This window comes from Cellulomonas triticagri (assembly GCF_003696205.1).
GTDB lineage: Bacteria > Actinomycetota > Actinomycetes > Actinomycetales > Cellulomonadaceae > Cellulomonas > Cellulomonas triticagri.
In genome coordinates, this window is the sequence record NZ_RFFI01000001.1 from 97,802 (window position 1) to 116,070 (window position 18,269).

The following is an 18,269-nucleotide window of genomic DNA, read 5'->3' on the forward strand; positions in this document are numbered from 1 at the left end:
GTCAGTCGGCGGAGCCCACGCCGGACGGGGTGTCACCGGCGACCGGCGCACCCGCAGCCTTGACCGCGTGCCCGCCGAACTGCTGGCGCAGCGCCGCGACCGCCTTCATCGCGGGGGACTGCTCCTGGCGGGACTGGAAGCGCGCGAACAGCGCGGCGGTGATGACCGGCAGCGGCACGGCGGCCTCGATCGCCTCGTCCACGGTCCAGCGGCCCTCGCCCGAGTCGGCGACCCAGTCGTCGATGGCCTCGAACTGCTGGTCCTCCTCGAGCGCCTTGACCAGGAGCTCCAGCAGCCACGACCGCACGACGGTGCCCCGCTGCCAGGCCTTCATGGTCCCGGCGACGTCGGTGACGATGTCCTTGGCGGCCAGCAGCTCGTAGCCCTCGGCGTACGCCTGCATGAGGCCGTACTCGATGCCGTTGTGCACCATCTTCGCGTAGTGCCCGGCACCGACCGCGCCCGCGTGCACGAAGCCCTCCTCGCGGGGGCCCTCGGGACGCAGCGCGTCGAACACCGGCATCACGCGCTCGACCTGCGCGGCGTCGCCGCCGACCATCAGGCCGTAGCCGTTCGCGAGGCCCCAGACCCCGCCGGAGACGCCGACGTCGACGAAGTGGATGCCCTTCGCGCCGAGCTGCTCCGCGTGGCCCTTGTCGTCGCCGAAGTACGAGTTGCCGCCGTCGATGACGAGGTCGCCCTCGGTCAGCAGGCCGCCGAGCTCCTCGACCACACCGTGCGTGACCGCGCCCGCGGGCACCATGACCCACACGACACGCTCACCGGCCGGGAGCGCCGCGACGAGGTCGGCCAGCGACGCGACGTCGGAGACGTCCGGGTTCTGGTCGTAGCCCGTGACGTCGATCCCCGCGCGCCGCATGCGGTCGCGCATGTTCGCGCCCATCCTGCCCAGACCCACCAGGCCGATCTGCATCGCTCCACCTTCCCTCGCCCGACCGCCACCGGGACGCACGGGCCCCGGTGGCGTCCTTGTCGCCGCCATTCTCCTGCTGCGGCGGTGTGCTGACGACCGAGACGGGCGTCTCGCCGGTCACACCGCCGCGACGGGTGACCGCGAGCGACCCGTCAGGACGCGAAGCGGATCGGCACCAGCAGGTACCGGTACTCCTTGAGGTCCTCGCCCTCGAGCGACTCCTGGCCCGTGAACTCGACCGGCTTGTTCGGGTGCGTGAACGACAGCCGCACGAACGACGTGGTCAGCGCGCCGAGGCCGTCCAGCAGGAACTGCGGGTTGAACGCCACGGCGATGTCGTCGCCGACGAGCGTGGCCTCGAGCGCCTCGGACGCCTGGGCGTCGTCGCCCTGGCCCGCGTCGAGCACGACCTGGCCGTCGGAGAACGTCAGCCGGATCGGGGTGTTCCGCTCCGCGACCAGCGCGACGCGCTTGGCGGCGTCGGCGAGCAGCTGCGTGTTCACCACCGCGTGGATGGGGGACTCGTCGGGGAACAGCCGGCGCACGGCGGGGTAGTCCCCGTCGACCAGCAGCGACGTGGTGTGGCGTCCAGCAGCCTCGAAGCCGATGAGGTCGACGCCCTGGCCGGTGGCGAGGCCGACGTTCACGGAGCCCGAGGCACCGAGCGACTTGGCGGCGTCGGAGAGCGTGCGGGCGCGCACCAGGGCGACCTGGGAGACGTCCGGGGTCGCCGGGCGCCACGTCATCTCGCGCAGCGCGAGGCGGTAGCGGTCCGTCGCGAGGAGCGTGACCTTCTCGCCCTCGATCTCGACGCGGACGCCGGTGAGCAGCGGCAGGGTGTCGTCGCGGCTGGCGGCGACCGTGACCTGCGCGACGGCCTTGGTGAGCTCGTCGCCGTCGACCGTGCCGGTCAGCGCCGGCATGGCCGGCAGCTGCGGGTAGTCGTCGACCGGCATCGTCAGCAGCGTGAAGCGGCTGGCGCCGCAGGTGACCGACACCTTGGTGCCGTCGAGCTGGACGTCGACCGGCTTGTTCGGCAGCGCGCGGGAGATCTCGGCGAGCAGGCGGCCGGACACCAGGACGGTGCCGGGCTCGCTGACGTCGGCGGGGATCTCGGACCGCGCGGAGACCTCGTAGTCGAAGCTCGCGAGGCGCAGGGTGCCGTCGGTGGCGGCCTCGATGCGCACGCCCGCGAGCACGGGCACCGGCGGGCGGGTGGGCAGGCTGCGAGCGATCCACGTGACGGCTTCTGCGAGGACGTCACGTTCGACGCGGAACTTCATGCCCCACCCTCTCGGTTCGGGGGACCCCGGGGTCCCGTGCGGTGCGACCCGGTGCACGGAGGGCGCACGGGACACCCGAACACTACGCGAGTGACCAGGCCGCGGGAACCGGACCGGGGGTGCGTCGCGACCACCTGGGTGGCGCCCGGGCGGTGCTCGGGTGGTGCCGGGGTAAGCGGCCTGTGGACGACGTCGCGGTCGCTGGATCGTTCGCCAGGACGGCACGTGCGTGGCGGCGCTGGCGGTCGGCGGGCGGGTCGTGGTGGAGCGTCGGTGCGCAGGACGGCGCTCCACGAAGGATCCAGGGCCTCCGAGGTCGTGCACAGGCCTCGTCGTCCTGGCCCGGGCGGAGCCCGGTCGTCCGGGAGATGTCGTCGGATCAGGGGTCGGTGCTCAGGCTCGGCCCGCAGGGCACTGACGGGCTGTGGATCTTCTTCCTAGACATCTGTCGTCGTCATCGTCGGTTCTGTGGATTCTGGGGACCATGCCTGTTTGCGCAGGTCAGCGCTCTTTTCGGCTTGTGCACACCGGCTGTGGACCACCTGGGGACGACGAGCGCGGACGTGGACAGCTCGTCAGGCGTCCTTCTGCGTCCACCGGTCGCGCAGGATCGGTCCACACGCACATGGCGTGTCGTCCACCGCTTTCCACAGGCTCGTCCACAGGTGTGCACATTCGTCCGACGCATGTCTCAGGCTCAGGTTGAACTCGGGTTCCGCACAGACACCGAGACCCGCCGCCGGCGGTCGCCGGGGCGGGTCTCGGGGATGGTGCCGGGAAGTCCGGGAGAGGGACGGTCAGCCCCGGCTCTCCTGCTTGATGCGGTTCGTCAGCTCGGTGACCTGGTTGAAGATCGACCGGCGCTCCGCCATGAGCTCGCGGATCTTGCGGTTCGCGTGCATCACGGTGGTGTGGTCGCGGCCGCCGAACGCCTGGCCGATCTTCGGCAGGGACAGGTCCGTGAGCTCGCGGCAGAGGTACATCGCGATCTGCCGCGCCGTGACCAGGACCCGCGACCGCGACGACCCGCACAGGTCCTCGATGGTGAGGCCGAAGTACGCCGCCGTCTGCCCGATGACGGCCGTCGCGGTGATGTCCGCCTGGTCGTCGTCGGTGATGAGGTCCTTCAGCACGATCTCCGCCAGCGACAGGTCGACCTGCTGCCGGTTGAGGTTCGCGAACGCCGTCACCCGGATGAGCGCACCCTCGAGCTCGCGGATGTTGGTGGAGATCTTCGAGGCGATGTACTCGTGGACGTCGTCCGGCGCCTGGAGCTTGTCGTTCGCGGACTTCTTCCGCAGGATCGCGATGCGCGTCTCGAGGTCCGGCGGCTGGACGTCGGTGATCAGGCCCCACTCGAACCGGGACCGCATCCGGTCCTCGAACCCGTTGAGCTGCTTGGGCGGCAGGTCGGACGTCAGCACGATCTGCTTGTTGGCGTTGTGCAGGGTGTTGAACGTGTGGAAGAACTCCTCCATCGTCTGCTCCTTGCCCTGCAGGAACTGGATGTCGTCGATGAGGAGCACGTCCACCTCGCGGTAGCGGCGCTGGAAGGCGCCCGCCTTGCCCTCGGAGATGGAGTTGATGAAGTCGTTGGTGAACTCCTCGGAGTTCACGTAGCGCACCCGCACCGACGGGTACAGGTTGCGGGCGTAGTGCCCGATCGCGTGCAGCAGGTGCGTTTTGCCCAGGCCGGAGTCGCCGTAGATGAACAGCGGGTTGTACGCCTTCGCGGGCGCTTCGGCCACGGCCACGGCGGCGGCGTGGGCGAAGCGGTTGGACGAGCCGATGACGAACGTCTCGAACAGGTACTTCGGGTTCAGCCGCGCCGGCTCCGCACTCGGCGTCGGACCGGCGGGCTCGCGGCGGAACCCCTCGGAGCGCACCGGCTCGACGGAGGCGCTGTCCCCGGTGCTCGGGTGCCCGGACGCGGCCGGTCCGGCGGGGGAGTCGTCGGGGTCCGCGGCGCGGGCGGGCGGGGGCGACGTCGTGAGCGACGGGTCACCGGCACCGTCGAGCGACGGGTCCACCGTGATCGCGAACCGGGCGTCCCGGCCCAGCGCCGCGGCCAGCGCGTCGGTGACCTCCTGGCGGACCCGCGTCTCGAGGTAGTCCTTGGTCAGGTCGTTGCCGACCGCCAGCAGCATGGTCCCGTCGAGCAGCCCCAGCGGCTTGGCCAGCCGCACGAAGGCCAGCTGGCGCGGAGTGATGTCCGGGCTCACCTCGAGCTGCGCCATCGCGGCCGACCAGACCTGGCTCAGCTGATCGTCCTGTCCTGACACCCTCTACCTCGCTGCCGTCGTGATTCGCGGGGTCGAGTGTCGCACGCCGCGGCCGTGCGTCCACAGACTTGTCCACACCTGTGCGTGACGGTCGGAGCCGCAGGATCTCGGCGGTGCCGAGCTGCGACCGACCCTGAGGTGCGGAGTTGTCCACATGGCTGCGCGGCTGGCGTCCACCGTTGGGGAGATCGCCCCGCGCGGGACGCTCGACCGTCGATGCTAGTGGCCGAGGGCTCCTCTGGGGAGGGGGTCCCGCGTGATCACCGGGCAGCGGTGGCCCATCGCACAGCCTCGGGGTTTGACCGGGGAGCCGCGCCGACGTAACGTTGACCAGCCTTCCGAGATGGCTCCTGCTGGCGTGCCCCGACGTCGGCCACGTGCACGACGTGGGTACCGGAGCAGTCGAGCACGGCACAGACCTGACCGTACGCGCGCGTACGGTCGACCGCACCGAAGTACCTTGGAGACCATCGTGAGCAAGCGGACCTTCCAGCCGAACAACCGGCGTCGGGCCAAGACCCACGGCTTCCGTCTGCGCATGCGGACGCGTGCCGGCCGCGCGATCCTCGCCGCCCGTCGGCGCAAGGGTCGCGCCGAGCTGTCGGCCTGACAGCACCCTGACGCGGTGCTGCCCGCCGCGCACCGGATGCGTCGGTCCGTCGACTTCGAACGGACCGTGCGGCAGGGTGCGCGCGCCGGGCGGAACACGCTCGTGGTGCACCTCGTGACGCGAACCGACCCCGGACCTGGTCCGGCGGTCGGTTTCGTCGTGTCCAAGGGCGTCGGCAACGCGGTCGTCCGCAACCGCGTCAAGCGGCGGCTGCGTGCGCTGACCCACGAGCGCCTGGGGGGCCTGCCCGCCGACGCCGACCTGGTCGTTCGGGCGCTCGCGCCCGCCGCGGACGCCGACTACGCGACGCTCGGGCAGGACCTGGACGGCGCCCTGCGCACTGCGGGCCGACGGCGGTCCGAACGCGGGGACCGGCCGTGAGCAGCGAGCGGTCCGTCGCGTCGACGCTGCGGGCCGTGGTGCGGCTGCCGCGCCGGGTGCTGGTCCTCGCGATCCGGGGCTACCAGCGGTTCCTGTCCCCGCTCACCCCGCCGACCTGCCGGTTCTACCCGTCGTGCTCCGCGTACGCCGTGATCGCCCTCGAGCGGCACGGCGTGGTCAAGGGCACGCGGCTGGCGGTCTGGCGGATCCTGCGCTGCAACCCGTGGAACCGGGGCGGCGTCGACGACGTTCCACCGGCGGGGCCGCACCGTCGACACCCGCACGGCGCGGTCGCCTCCGCGCACTGACCCTTCTGGAGAGTCTTCCGATGGCCTGGTTCGACACGTTGCTGTACCCGATCATGGTCGCCGTGGCCTGGATCATGGTCCAGTTCCACTCGCTGTTCGACTTCCTGGGCCTCGACCCGGCCGGCGGCCTCGCCTGGGGCCTGTCGATCGTGGGCCTCGTGATCGTCATGCGGATCATCCTGATCCCGCTGTTCTTCAAGCAGATCAAGGCGTCGCGCGGCATGCAGCTGCTGGCGCCGGACATGAAGAAGATCCAGGCGAAGTACAAGGGGAAGACCGACCCCGCGTCCCGCGAGGCCATGAGCCGCGAGACGATGGAGCTCTACCGCAAGCACGGGACCAACCCGTTCTCGTCCTGCCTGCCGATCCTCGCGCAGTCGCCGATCTTCTTCGCCCTGTTCCGGGTGCTGAACTCGCTGCCGCAGCTCGCGTCCGGCGAGTACAGCCGGCCCAACCTCGGCCCCCTGAACCAGGAGCTCGCGGCCCAGGCGGAGAGCGCCACCATCCTCGGCGCCCCGTTGTCGTCGACGTTCATGAACGCCGCCGAGTTCGGCGACCAGGCCGTGCACGTCCGCATCGTCACCGTCATCCTCGTCGTCGCGATGTCGCTCACGACGTTCCTCACGCAGCGCCAGCTGACCATGAAGAACATGCCGCCGGCCGCCCTCGAGGGCCCGATGGCGCAGCAGCAGAAGATGCTCATGTACGTCTTCCCGCTGATCTTCGCCTTCTCCGGCGTGAACTTCCCGATCGGTGTGCTGCTCTACTGGACCACCACCAACCTGTGGTCGATGGGCCAGCAGTTCTACACGATCCGCAAGATGCCGGCGCCCGGCTCGCAGGCCGAGGCGGCGCTGAAGGCGCGCCAGGCCAAGAAGGCCGCCGCCAAGGGCATCACGATCGAGGAGGACGCCCCCGGCATCGAGGAGAGCCGTCCCGCCTCCGGCCAGCGTCAGCAGCCCGTCGGCAAGGCCCGTGCGAAGAAGCGGCCCACCACCCCGCAGGGTGGCTCCGGTGCTCGCCCCACGGGTTCGGGCGCCTCCGGGTCGGGCAGCGCCGGCACGCCCGCGAAGAAGCGACCCGCCGGCGGCACGTCGGGCGCCAGCGGGAAGGGTGGCTCCGGGAAGACCGGCGGCTCCACCTCCAGCAGCGCGACCGAGGACTGAGACCCCGCGCGCCGCGCGCGCCCCGTTCCCCCAGCAAGGAGCAGAGATGACCACACCGTCCGGCGACGCCGGCACCGCGTCCCCCACCCGCCTCGAGGAAGAGGGCGAGATCGCGGCGGACTACCTCGAGGAGCTCCTCGACATCGCGGACCTCGACGGCGACATCGACATCGACGTGGACCACGGGCGTGCCGCCGTCGAGATCGTCGCGGAGGAGGGGGCCGAGCGCGCGCTCGACCGCCTCGTCGGTGAGGACGGTGAGGTCCTCGACGCCCTCCAGGAGCTCACCCGCCTCGCGGTCCAGGCGAAGACCGGCGACCGCAGCCGGCTCATGCTCGACGTCGCGGGGTTCCGTGCCGCGCGCAAGGCCGAGCTCGTGGAGGTCGCACGCGAGGCCATCGGCCGCGTCCAGTCCTCCGGCGAGTCGGTGTCCCTCGACCCGATGAACCCGTTCGAGCGCAAGGTCGTGCACGACGCGGTCGCCGCCGCCGGGCTGACGTCCGACTCCGACGGCGTCGAGCCGGGGCGGTACGTGGTCATCAAGCCCGCGAGCTGACGCCGAGGGCGTTCGCCCTGCTGCGCCGAGAGGCCGGTCCCGTTCGGGACCGGCCTCTCGCGTTTCTGTGTCGCGACGGAGGTGGCTTTGAGGCGAGGTCGTTCGTGGGTGAACGAGCGGCAGGAATGTCGCGCAGGGCGCGATAGTGCCAAGCACGCCGTTCGGCAGGCACGAGGGCGTGGCGGGCGGTCGGTCACCCGGTGTCGTCGTCTCGCGGTTTCGGTGGCGAGCGTGCGCCCGCGGGTGCGGCCGTCCTCGGGGCCGCTCGCATGCGGCCGCGTCGTGGTGGGATGCCGGCCACGGCGCGCGGGGGCGTCGGGGCGCACGAACGAAGCCGTGCGCGAACACGAGGGTGCGGGAGCGACGGGGTGCGCGAACCGCGGGGTGCGCGTACCACGGGGTGCGAGAGCAGATGGCCATGCGCGCACCAAGGGGTGCACGGGCTGTGGGGTGCACGGGCGAAGGGGTGCGAGGGCCTGCGGGTGCGAGGGCCTGCGGGTGCGAGAGTCTGCGGGTGCGGGAAGGCCGGCGCGCACGACGCGTCCTGCTGCTGCGGTGCGACGCCGCTGCCGGCTCCGGCGAGTGAGAGAGGGTGCCCTGGGGCAGAGCGTTCCCGGCTCGGGCCATGTGACGCGGTGCCGGACGGATCTGGGCGCGGGCGCTGGTGGTGACGGGTCCGGTACCGTCGCGCCGGGTGCACGCGGCTGGGAGGTTCTGCGGAATCGGTCGTCTGCCGCACCCGTGTCTCGCCGATGCGACTCCGGGGTCGGAGGCTGCGCGGGCAGGCAGCGGTGGCCGAGGTCGCCGCCGCCCGCAGCCCCCGACCCGGACGACAGCAGTTCGGAGGCGCTCGATCGTCTGGCGGTACGGGCGGTCCGGGCGCGTCTCGGGTCCTGAGTGGGCCGAGAACTCGTCGGGTCACGCGCGTGCCGGCGGCGCTGCCGGTCTGAGCCGTGGGAGCCGGTGCGTCGGGTTCCCGGAGCCGGCGCCGTGTCGATCATGGTCGGTTCCACGTGGAACGCGCCCTGATCAAGGGCGGGGCGCGTGGTCGCCAGCAGCTCGCGGTGCCTCGCGTGGTCCGCGTTCGCGAGGCCACACCAGGTCGACGCGCGCTCTGGTGAACGGAGGTGCCCCGTCGAGCCCGGTCGTGACGGTGGTCGTCGTCGGGCGCCGCCGCTGGGGAGACCCGTGCCGTTGCTCCACGCCTCCTCCGCGCGGGCGCCGGTGGGGTCGGCGGGAGCGATCGGTCGGGGGAGGGGAGGAGCCGTGCCTCGGCGACGTTGTCCCCGCCGTGTGTGCCGCGCGCACGAGAGGACGTAGGCCGGAAGGTGTGGCCCGCCGTCCGGCGGAACGGGGTCGACCGCACCGCATCGATGGCCGCGTGAGACGGGACCGACGAGGCAGGTCGCTGGTCTCGACACGGACGCGCGAGGCGCGCTGCGTGCCGGAGCCGGCGGCATCCATCCTGTTCCTCTCGGGCGACGACGGCGTCCGGTTCCACGTGGAACGGGACGTCTGAGTGCGGCTGCTGCCGCGGCTCTCGAGACCACCGAGGCGCACCGGCCGGTGCCGGCTCGAGAACCGGGTCCGACGATCGGATCGCGCGAGGGTCGCTCAGCGCGGTGAGCGAAGAGCGGGGGAGCGAAGCGCCGAGCCCCGGCCGGCGAGTCAGGCGCGCGCCCTGCGGACAGATCGCAGGGCGGACATGTGGGGATTGGTCCGACGCGCCGGGTTCTCCGTGACGCAGCACAGTGCCGCAGGACGGTCGCCTCTGACGCCGCGTTTCACGTGGAACGCGGAGAACCGTCTCTGCGACACGGCCGACCGCGCGTGCGGGCCGCGCCCCTAGCGTCGCGGGAGGACGCCGCACGGGCCCGGGGTCGAGACGCCGACGCGTGATGCGGAGGAGCGCGTCCTGCAGGCGGCTCGCGAGGTGGTCGTGCGGGACGAGATCGCCCCAGCTGGTGGGCCGGTTCGGGCATCATCAGCCCGAACCGACGAAGCACGGCGGACGGACCGCGCTGGCGGTGGTCCTGTCGGATGCTCGGAGCTGTGGGGCAGGCGCCCGGATGCCACGGAGACCACGTCGGCAACGGGCAGAGGACGTCCCGGTAGCGAGGTCAACGCGCCGAGAGGGCACCGCTGGGGCAAGGAGGGCTGCCGCCACGACCTCGCGCGTGTTCCCGCTCGGCAAGGGGTGACGCAGAGGGGCGGGCTGACGTCCGGAGAGCAGGGTGTCCGCGGCTCCGACGCGTCGGCAATGGCGAGAGTGCGCCTACCAGGCTCCTGTGGTCGAACGGCCCGTGGCAGGGCCGATACGGGGCGTGTCGGATCGGACCGCGCGGACGGCAGGTGGCCCCACCGCGGAGCTCGCCCGTTCCACGTGAAACGAGCGGCGACCGCTGAGGTCAGCGGTTCCACGTGAAACGGCCAGTTCCACGTGGATCAGCGACCGAGGCCCGATCGAGGAGCCCCGGAAACGCGGCGCGCAGCCACAGGGTGTGGCGGCGGCGATATTTGGTGTGCCCGGCCGGTCACCTCCGCCGCAGCCTCGGGGCCGGACGGCGGGGACGTCCCGGGTGACGGTCGTGTCGTCCGAAGTTCCACGTGGAACCAGCGGCGCGCACGGCCCGATGTCCGGACCCCGCGCGCCGCGGCGTCGGAGTGCCGGGTCGGGTCGGCGGCACGGGGAGAGTCGGTGCGCCCGAACGCGTGGTGGGCTCGGAACCTGTCGGCGCTGCGGGGTAGCGTTGACCCCGCACCGCGCGCCACCCACGGACGGCGGGTGCAGCCACCACGTCACGAGCCACCGGGAGAGCTGTGCGGTCAGAGTCGGTCCCGGCACCGGACGCGGGTGACCACCTGGTCGACCCGCTACAGGACGACCCGAGGCTCCCCACGCTCTTCGGTGCGTCGTGGCCTGCCGTCCAGGGCTTCCACGGCCTGCTGCGTGACCAGGGCGTGCTTCGCGGCCTCGTCGGCCCCCGCGAGGTCGCCCGGCTGTGGGAGCGTCACCTGGTGAACTCGGCCGCCGTCGTGCCGTTCCTCCCCGAGACGGGGCGGATCGTGGATGTCGGCAGCGGCGCGGGACTGCCGGGCGTGGTGGTCGCGGCGATGCGTCCGGACGCCGAGGTCGTGCTGCTGGAGCCGATGGAGCGCCGCACCGACTGGCTGTCCGAGGTGGTCGACACGCTGGGCCTGGACAACGCCCGCGTGCTGCGCGGTCGGGCGGAGGACCAGATCGGCCTGCTGGAGGCCGATGCGGTCACTGCTCGCGCCGTCGCGGCACTGGACAAGCTCTACGGCTGGACCTTGCCGCTGCTGCGCGTCGGCGGGCGGCTCGTCGCGCTCAAGGGTGGCCGGGCGGCGGACGAGGCCGTGGCCGCCGAGGCGACGGGCGTGCGGCTCGGTGGGGGAGCGGCCCGGATCCTGGAGGCGCCCACCGCGCCCGGGCTGGAGTCGACCAGCGTGGTGGTCGTCGAGCGGACCTCGCGGGGCACCGCACCCGCGCCGACACCAGTTTCACGTGGAACAGAGAGCCGGTCGCGCCGCGCGCGCCGCTCGACGAAGGGACCCCGCGCGTGACGACCGACCTGAACCCGTGGGCCGAGGACTCCGAGGAGCGTCGCCGCGCTGCGCTCGTGGAGAGCCTTCCCTCCGCGGACGAGGACACGCCGCTGATGGCGGAGCTGCGGCAGGACGCCCGCCGCAGGATCGAGCTGCGCGGCCGCGTCTTCCCGCGACCGGACCGCACCCGGGTGATCACGGTCGCGAACCAGAAGGGCGGGGTCGGCAAGACCACGACCACCGTGAACCTCGCGGCGGCGCTGGCCCAGTCGGGCCTCCAAGTGCTCGTGATCGACAACGACCCGCAGGGCAACGCGTCGACGGCGCTCGGCATCGACCACCACGCCGGGATCACCTCGGTGTACGACGTGCTGGTCGACGGCGCGCCGCTGGCGTCCGCCGTGCACCCGTGCCCCGACATCCCGAACCTCACGTGCGTCCCGGCCACGATCGACCTGTCCGGTGCGGAGATCGAGCTCGTCTCGCTCGTCGCTCGGGAGACCCGGCTGCGGAACGCCCTGACGACGTACCTCGCGGAGCGGGAGCAGCGGGGGGAGCCGCGCATCGACTACGTCCTGGTCGACTGCCCGCCGAGCCTGGGCCTGCTCACGGTCAACGCGTTCGTCGTGGCGGACGAGGTGCTGATCCCGATCCAGTGCGAGTACTACGCCCTGGAGGGTCTGAGCCAGCTGCTCAAGTCGATCGAGCTGATCCAGGCGCACCTGAACCCCGGGCTGCACGTGTCGACGATCCTGCTGACGATGTACGACGGCCGGACCAACCTCGCGCAGCAGGTCGCGCAGGAGGTTCGGGAGCACTTCCCGGACAAGACGCTGCGGACCACCGTGCCGCGCTCGGTCCGGGTGTCGGAGGCGCCGTCCTACGGGCAGACGGTGCTGACGTACGATCCGGGCTCGAGCGGCGCGCTCGCCTACCTGGAGGCAGCCCGAGAGCTCGCGGACCGCGGGACCACCGCGACCCGGTTGAAGGAGGACGTGTGAGCGAGAAGCGGCGTGGGCTCGGCCGGGGCCTGGGGGCCCTCATCCCGACGGGCCTGGAGACGCGGAGCGGCGACGGGGCGCGCCCGGTCGACGTGTTCTTCCCGGACCGCAGCGCGGAGCGCGAGCAGGCGGTGGCCGTCGACGACGCGCTGACCAGCGCGAACGCTCCCGCCGAGACCTCCGGGACGGCGGGCGGTGTCGGCGCGACGGACGGGGGAGCGGGTGCCACCCCGTCGTCCACGGACCGCGCGGTCAAGCCCGGCAGCACGCCTTCGGCGGGCTCGACCGACTCGACGGACTCGGCGGTCCCGGCCGGCACCGCGGGCTCGGACGACGACGGCGCACCGGGCGGCCCGACGGCTCAGGGCCGCGTGGCGTCCGGCGACGCCACGACCACGACGACGGTGGTCGACGACGGCGGCCTGCTGCCCGTGCCCGGGGCCGCGTTCGCGGAGCTCCCGGTGACGGCGATCCGCCCGAACCCCCGGCAGCCGCGCAGCGTCTTCGACGAGGACGCCCTGGACGAGCTGGTCGGCTCGATCCAGGAGATCGGCGTCCTGCAGCCGGTGGTCGTGCGTCCGGTCGAGGACGGCTACGAGCTGATCATGGGCGAGCGCCGCTGGCGCGCGACCCAGGCGGCGGGCCTGGACACGATCCCCGCGATCGTCCGGCAGACCGAGGACGCGGACCTGCTGCGCGACGCCCTGCTGGAGAACCTGCACCGCTCGCAGCTGAACCCGCTGGAGGAGGCGGCGGCGTACCAGCAGCTGCTGGACGACTTCGGGTGCACGCACGAGGAGCTCGCGACGCGGATCCACCGCTCGCGGCCGCAGATCTCGAACACGCTGCGCCTGCTGCGGCTGCCCCCGCTGGTGCAGCGTCGGGTGGCGGCGGGAGTGCTGTCCGCCGGCCACGCGCGGGCGCTGCTCGGCCTGGCCGACGGCGCGGCGATCGAGCGCCTGGCGCAGCGGATCGTCGCCGAGGGCCTGTCGGTGCGCGCGACGGAGGAGATCGTCGCCCTGGGCACCGAGGGCGAGGGCCGGCGGCAGCAGCGCCGTCCGCGCGCCGGGGTCCGCAACGAGGCGCTGGACGACCTCGCGAGCCGCCTCTCGGACCGGTTCGAGACACGGGTGAAGGTCGACCTGGGCAAGCAGCGCGGCAAGCTCACGGTGGAGTTCGCCTCGGTGCAGGACCTCAACCGCATCCTGTCCAGCCTCGCCCCGGACGACCCGGGCCTGCTGCGCGGCTGACCGCGCACCCCAGCAGTACGAGAGCCCACCGGCACGCGCCGGTGGGCTCTCGTCGTCGGGGACGTGCGGGTCCGGGCCCGCCGTCGGCGGGGGAGTGGAGCGTGGTCAGCCCTGGCGGAGACCGGCCTCGACCAGCCTCCGGTACAGGTCCGCCAGGTGGTGCCCCCCGGCCTCGGCGGCCTGCGGGAACAGGGACGTCTCGGTCATGCCGGGAGCGACGTTCACCTCGAGGAACCACGGCACGCCGTCGGCGTCCACGATGAGATCGGTCCGCGACAGGTGGCTCAGTCCCAGGGCGCGGTGCGCGGCGACGGCGGTCTCGGCGGCGCGGGCGGCGACGTCGTCGGGGAGCCGGGCCGGGGCGAAGTACTCGGTCCGGCCGGGGTTGTAGCGGGCGTCGTAGTCGTACGGGCCGTCGGTGACGACCTCGACGGCGGGGAGCGCCTGGGGCGTGCCGTCGAGGTCGATGACGCTGATGGCGAGCTCGGTGCCCTCGACGGCGCGCTCGATGAGCGCGGTGTCCCCGTAGGCGAAGCAGGAGACCATCGCGCCGGGCAGCTCGTCGGCGGTGCGGACCAGGGTCACGCCGAGGGCGGAGCCGCCGCGGGACGGCTTGACGACGAGCGGCAGCCCGAGGCGGGCGACGACGGCGTCCATAACACGGCTCGCTCCGAGCTCCCGGAACAGGCTCTGCGGCAGCGTGACGAAATCCGGGGTGGCGATGCCGGCTCGCGTGACCGAGGTCTTGGCGATGGGCTTGCTCCACGCCACGCGGCTGGCCCGCGGCCCGGTGCCGAGCGCGCGCACACCGAGCAGCTCGAGGACGTCGCGTACGGAGCCGTCCTCGCCGCTCGCACCGTGCAGCAGAGGCCACACGAGGTCGGGGCGGGCCTCGGTGAGCGCGGGGACGAGGTCGGCGTCCACGTCGTGCACGGTGACCTCGAGCCCGGTGGAGCGCAGCGCCTCGGCGACGCGGCGTCCGGAGCGCAGGGAGACGTCGCGCTCGTGCGACAGGCCCCCGGCGAGGACGACGACACGGGGCTGGGCGCTGACGGGATCGTGCGGCACGGGTGCGGTCCTCCGGTGCGGGGTGCGGTCGCCGGCCGGTGGGCCGACGTCGGTGCTGGTGAGGCGGGTGCGGGTCGGCGTGGCGCGGGCACCGCGCCGACCCCTCGACCGTACCGGTCCGGGGGCTCAGGCCAGGTCGGGACCGGGCGACTGCATGTCGTCGCCGGGTCGGGCACCGCCGGTGCCGAACAGCGAGACGAGCTCGCTCTCGGCCGAGACGACGCCCGCGAGCCGCCGGACGCCCTCGCGGATGCGGTCGGGCGTCGGGAAGCAGAACGACAGCCGCACGTGGTCGGCGCCCTGGCCGTCCGCGTAGAACGCGGTGCCGGGCACGTAGGCGACGCGCGCGGTGACGGCGCGGGGCAGCATGGCCTTGGCGTCGAGACCGTCGGGCAGCCGCACCCAGGTGTAGAAGCCGCCGTCGGGGACGGTCCACGTCGCGTCCGGGAGGTGCTCGGCGAGCGCCCCGATCATGGCGTCGCGCCGCTCCCGGTAGAGCTCGCGGAAAGCCTTGACCTGGCCCTTCCAGTCGCACGTGGCCAGGTAGCCGCTGATGGCGAGCTGGGAGGCGTTGGAGGGGCACAAGATGGCCGACTCGGACGCGAGCACCAGCTTCTCGCGCACGGCGTGCGGTGCGACGGCCCAGCCGACGCGGTAGCCGGGCGCGAAGGTCTTGGAGAAGGACCCGAGGTAGATGACGCCCTCGTCGTCCACCGAGCGCATCGCGGGCAGCGGGTCGCCCTCGAAGCCCAGCAGGCCGTACGGGTTGTCCTCGACGACGAGGACGCCGTGGCGCTGCGCGATCTCCAGGATGCGCGGGCGGCGCTCCCGGGACAGCGTGACGCCGGCGGGGTTGTGGAAGTTCGGGATCGTGTAGAGGAACTTGACCCGGCGACCCTCACGGGCGAGGTCCGCCAGGGTGGTCTCCAGCGCCTCGGGGACGATGCCGTGCGCGTCGAGCGGGACGTGGACGACGTCGGCCTCGTACGCCCGGAACACGCCGAGCGCGCCGACGTAGGACGGCGCCTCCGCCACGACGACGTCCCCCGGGTCGACGAACAGGCGGGTCACGAGGTCGAGCGCCTGCTGCGAGCCGGTGGTGACCACGACGTCGTCGGGGTGCGCCTCGATGCCCTCCAGGCGCATGACCTCGAGGATCTGCTCGCGCAGCCCCTCGTCGCCCTGCCCGGAGCCGTACTGCAGGGCGGTGGTGCCGCGGGTCTGCACGACGCGCTGGGCGAGCTCGCCGATGACGTCGAGGGGCAGGCCCTCCAGGTACGGCATGCCCCCGGCGAGGGAGACCACCTCGGGGCGGTTCGCGACGGCGAACAGGGCGCGGATCTCGGAGGCCCGCATGCCGTGCGTGCGGGCGGCGTAGGCACCGAGCCAGCGGTCGAGCCGCGTGCCGGCGGCCGGAGTCGGAGTGGGGCCCGACAGCGGTTCGCCGGGACGCGTCTCTTCAGTCATCTCCCGAGTGTGCCACGACCCCCGGGCCCGCCCCGGCGACGTCCACGACGGGCGCGCCGGACGTGCACGGCACCCCCACGAGCCGGGCCGTCAGGACCAGGTGGCGATCTCCGCGAGGGCGGCGTCGAGCTCGTCGGCGTACGCGCGCTTCTCCCGCGCTCCCGGCAGGGCACGGACGAGCTCGCCCTGGTGGAAGACGTAGAGCGTCGGGATCGACACGATGCCGTACCGGTCGGTCAGGTCGCGCTCCGCCTCGGTGTCGACGGCGACGAACCGCAGCCGCCCCGTGTAGGTGACGGCGAGCTCGTCGAGGACGGGCGCGACCATCCGGCACGGCACGCACCAGTCGGCCCAGAAGTCGACCACGACGGGGACCTCGGAGCGCAGGACCTGCGCCTCGAAGTCCGCCGCCGTGACCGCGGTGGCCATCCGGGACTCAGTGCCCCGCGGCGGCTGCGGCAGCGGCCGTGTCGGCGCCGCGGGCCGCGACGGCGTCCGCCGCGTCCACGTCGGCGTCGTCGAGGGCCGGGGGGATGTCCGACGGCGAGGCCGGGTCCACGTCGCCCAGCGCGGCGAGGTAGTGCTGCGCGTCGAGCGCCGCCGAGCAGCCCGAGCCGGCGGCGGTGATCGCCTGGCGGTAGGTGTGGTCCACGGCGTCGCCCGCGGCGAACACACCGGGCAGGTTGGTCCGGGTGGACCGGCCCTCGACCACGATGTAGCCGTTCTCGTCCAGGTCGACCTGGCCGTGCAGCAGGTCGGTGCGCGGGATGTGGCCGATCGCGACGAACAGGCCGGTGGCGCCGTGCTCGCGGGTCTCGCCGGTGACGGTGTCGCGCAGGGTGACGCCGGTGACCTTGTCCTGGCCCTGGATGCCGACGACCTCGCTGTTCCAGGCGAACTGGATCTTCGGGTCGGCGAGGGCGCGGTCGGCCATGATCTTGGACGCCCGGAGCTCGTCGCGGCGGTGCACGATCGTCACCGACTTGCCGAACCGGGTGAGGAACGTGGCCTCCTCGACGGCGGAGTCGCCACCGCCGACGACGAGGATGTCCTGGTCCTTGAAGAAGAACCCGTCGCAGGTCGCGCACCAGGACACGCCCCGGCCGGACAGCCGCTTCTCGTCGTCCAGGCCGAGCTCGCGGTACGCGGAGCCGGTGGCGAGGATGACGGCACGGGCGCGCACGGTCTCGCCGCCCGCGGTGACGACGGTCTTGACCGGGCCGGTGAGGTCGAGCTCGGTGGCGTCGTCCCACACGACCTCGGCGCCGAACCGCTCGGCCTGCTTCTGCAGGTTGTCCATGAGGTCCGGGCCGAGGATCCCGTCGGGGAAGCCTGGGAAGTTCTCGACGTCCGTGGTGTTCATGAGCGCGCCGCCCGCCGTCACGGAACCCGCGACGACGTAGGGGGCCAGGCCCGCGCGCGCCGCGTAGATCGCCGCGGTGTACCCGGCGGGGCCGGAGCCGACGATGACGATGTCGCGGACGGGGGTCTCGGTCACGGTGCTTCCTTCGGGGTCCGGGGTGGGGCGGGTGCCGGGAGAACAGATCCTAGGCGCGGTCTGTTCCACGTCCGGTCGGCCGGGTGGCCGCTCCGGGTGGCCGGGCTGGTCAGGAGACGGCGACGTTCGACAGCTCGACCTTGTTGGCGCCGTCAGGGGTCTGCGAGAGCGACGTGAACCACAGGACGATGCTCTGCGTCTCGGTCGGCTGGGCGAGCGTGAGGACCGTCTGCGGGGTCGCGAGCGCACCCCCGGCGAGCACGTCGCCCGCGGTCGGGTTGGCCGCGTCGGTGGACCGGACCTCGACGTTGCCGCCGGCGCCGAGGCCGTCGAGCGTCACGGAGGTGACGGTCGCAGGCTCCTGGAGCGTGATCACCAGGCCGACGGCGTCCTTGAACCCGGCGAAGTCGGGCCGGTTGTACGTGTGGGTGTACCAGGTCGTCGCGGGGTCGCCGTCGACCAGGCGGCCCACGAGCTCCTCGTGCTCACCGTCCCCGTCCGAGGGGTCGATCGAGCTGATCCCGGCGATGACCGGCGGCGCGGTGGCCGGGGCCTCCTCGCCACCGGCGCCCTCGTCGTCGGCGGGCGGCTCGGTGGCGGGCGCGGGCGTGGTGGTCGCCGCGGGCGGGTTCGTCGCGGTGTCCTCGCCGCCGCGGAACGGGCTGAGCACCGTGTTGATGGCGATGACCAGGCCGACGACCACACCGACGGCCACCAGGCCGAGCACCCAGCGCGTCGGGTCGAACCGACGCTGCGCGGCGGTGGCGTCGCGCTGCTCGGCCGCGAACGGGAGGTCCCAGTCGGGGGTCCCCGCACCGGTGGCCCCCGCGGTGGCGGCGGCGGGCGCGGCGCGGTTCGGGGACGCCGGCACGCGCGCGACCGGCTGCGCGGACCGGAG

The 18,269-nt window shown here is 73.1% G+C and carries 16 protein-coding genes; 8 read left to right on the plus strand and 8 right to left on the minus strand.

Annotated features, from left to right (window positions below):
* Position 1: 1 nt before the first annotated feature.
* The 3 genes from gnd to dnaA all read right to left on the minus strand — a co-directional run bounded on the left by gnd (position 2) and on the right by dnaA (position 4,454).
* A complete protein-coding gene (gene gnd / locus EBM89_RS00410; protein WP_122147480.1) occupies positions 2–934 on the minus strand; it encodes a phosphogluconate dehydrogenase (NAD(+)-dependent, decarboxylating) in 933 nt (310 codons plus the stop codon).
* A gap of 152 nt (positions 935–1,086) precedes the next feature.
* Complete coding sequence (dnaN, locus tag EBM89_RS00415) at positions 1,087–2,217, minus strand: DNA polymerase III subunit beta (protein WP_122147481.1); 1,131 nt, start codon at positions 2,215–2,217, stop codon at positions 1,087–1,089.
* Between the two features lie 797 nt (positions 2,218–3,014).
* A complete protein-coding gene (dnaA, locus tag EBM89_RS00420; protein ID WP_233571443.1) occupies positions 3,015–4,454 on the minus strand; it encodes a chromosomal replication initiator protein DnaA in 1,440 nt (479 codons plus the stop codon).
* 517 nt (positions 4,455–4,971) lie between these two features.
* On the opposite strand from dnaA, the gene rpmH reads away from it, so the two are divergent.
* From rpmH to EBM89_RS00460, 8 genes are all read left to right on the plus strand, one after another.
* A complete protein-coding gene (gene rpmH / locus EBM89_RS00425; RefSeq protein ID WP_010849920.1) occupies positions 4,972–5,109 on the plus strand; it encodes a 50S ribosomal protein L34 in 138 nt (45 codons plus the stop codon).
* Between the two features lie 15 nt (positions 5,110–5,124).
* Positions 5,125–5,490, plus strand: coding sequence for a ribonuclease P protein component (gene rnpA, locus EBM89_RS00430; RefSeq protein WP_122147483.1), 366 nt, complete (start codon positions 5,125–5,127; stop codon positions 5,488–5,490).
* Positions 5,487–5,798, plus strand: a complete 312-nt coding sequence (gene yidD / locus EBM89_RS00435; protein WP_122147484.1) for a membrane protein insertion efficiency factor YidD — start codon at positions 5,487–5,489, stop codon at positions 5,796–5,798. Before rnpA ends, yidD begins: the two co-directional genes overlap by 4 nt.
* A gap of 20 nt (positions 5,799–5,818) precedes the next feature.
* Positions 5,819–6,964: a membrane protein insertase YidC gene (gene yidC, locus EBM89_RS00440; RefSeq protein WP_122147485.1), complete on the plus strand. Its 1,146-nt coding sequence runs from the start codon at positions 5,819–5,821 to the stop codon at positions 6,962–6,964.
* 46 nt (positions 6,965–7,010) lie between these two features.
* Complete coding sequence (locus tag EBM89_RS00445) at positions 7,011–7,520, plus strand: Jag family protein (protein ID WP_122147486.1); 510 nt, start codon at positions 7,011–7,013, stop codon at positions 7,518–7,520.
* Between the two features lie 2,820 nt (positions 7,521–10,340).
* Positions 10,341–11,105: a 16S rRNA (guanine(527)-N(7))-methyltransferase RsmG gene (gene rsmG / locus EBM89_RS00450; RefSeq protein ID WP_199731917.1), complete on the plus strand. Its 765-nt coding sequence runs from the start codon at positions 10,341–10,343 to the stop codon at positions 11,103–11,105.
* Positions 11,106–11,200: 95 nt separating this feature from the next.
* Positions 11,201–12,088, plus strand: coding sequence for a ParA family protein (locus EBM89_RS00455; RefSeq protein WP_147463400.1), 888 nt, complete (start codon positions 11,201–11,203; stop codon positions 12,086–12,088).
* Entirely contained in the window at positions 12,085–13,338 is a 1,254-nt protein-coding gene (locus tag EBM89_RS00460; RefSeq protein WP_122147487.1) for a ParB/RepB/Spo0J family partition protein, read from the plus strand. Before EBM89_RS00455 ends, EBM89_RS00460 begins: the two co-directional genes overlap by 4 nt.
* Before the next feature lie 105 nt (positions 13,339–13,443).
* Here the strand turns inward: EBM89_RS00460 and EBM89_RS00465 are convergent, their stop codons facing one another.
* From EBM89_RS00465 to EBM89_RS00485, 5 genes are all read right to left on the minus strand, one after another.
* Positions 13,444–14,406: a D-alanine--D-alanine ligase family protein gene (locus EBM89_RS00465; RefSeq protein ID WP_122147488.1), complete on the minus strand. Its 963-nt coding sequence runs from the start codon at positions 14,404–14,406 to the stop codon at positions 13,444–13,446.
* Between the two features lie 126 nt (positions 14,407–14,532).
* Positions 14,533–15,873, minus strand: a complete 1,341-nt coding sequence (locus EBM89_RS00470; RefSeq protein ID WP_122147489.1) for an aminotransferase-like domain-containing protein — start codon at positions 15,871–15,873, stop codon at positions 14,533–14,535.
* A 90-nt stretch (positions 15,874–15,963) separates the two neighbouring features.
* Positions 15,964–16,302 carry a thioredoxin gene (gene trxA, locus EBM89_RS00475; RefSeq protein ID WP_122147490.1) on the minus strand — a complete coding sequence of 113 codons (339 nt, stop codon included), beginning with the start codon at positions 16,300–16,302 and terminating at the stop codon, positions 15,964–15,966.
* A 7-nt stretch (positions 16,303–16,309) separates the two neighbouring features.
* On the minus strand, positions 16,310–17,371 hold the full coding sequence (gene trxB, locus EBM89_RS00480; RefSeq protein WP_122147491.1) for a thioredoxin-disulfide reductase: 1,062 nt from the start codon (positions 17,369–17,371) through the stop codon (positions 16,310–16,312).
* 109 nt (positions 17,372–17,480) lie between these two features.
* Positions 17,481–18,269, minus strand: a 789-nt coding sequence (locus EBM89_RS00485) for a discoidin domain-containing protein (protein WP_233571441.1), incomplete at its 5' end; no start/stop codon positions are given.

Bases quoted from the DNA above. Each gene is read 5' to 3' on its own strand.
- gnd (WP_122147480.1), bottom strand. From the start codon at position 934: ATGCAGATCGGCCTGGTGGGTCTGGGCAGGATGGGCGCGAACATGCGC.
- dnaN (WP_122147481.1), bottom strand. From the start codon at position 2,217: ATGAAGTTCCGCGTCGAACGTGACGTCCTCGCAGAAGCCGTCACGTGG.
- dnaA (WP_233571443.1), bottom strand. From the start codon at position 4,454: ATGGCGCAGCTCGAGGTGAGCCCGGACATCACTCCGCGCCAGCTGGCC.
- yidC (WP_122147485.1), top strand. From the start codon at position 5,819: ATGGCCTGGTTCGACACGTTGCTGTACCCGATCATGGTCGCCGTGGCC.
- EBM89_RS00445 (WP_122147486.1), top strand. From the start codon at position 7,011: ATGACCACACCGTCCGGCGACGCCGGCACCGCGTCCCCCACCCGCCTC.
- EBM89_RS00455 (WP_147463400.1), top strand. From the start codon at position 11,201: ATGGCGGAGCTGCGGCAGGACGCCCGCCGCAGGATCGAGCTGCGCGGC.
- EBM89_RS00470 (WP_122147489.1), bottom strand. From the start codon at position 15,873: ATGACTGAAGAGACGCGTCCCGGCGAACCGCTGTCGGGCCCCACTCCG.
- trxA (WP_122147490.1), bottom strand. From the start codon at position 16,302: ATGGCCACCGCGGTCACGGCGGCGGACTTCGAGGCGCAGGTCCTGCGC.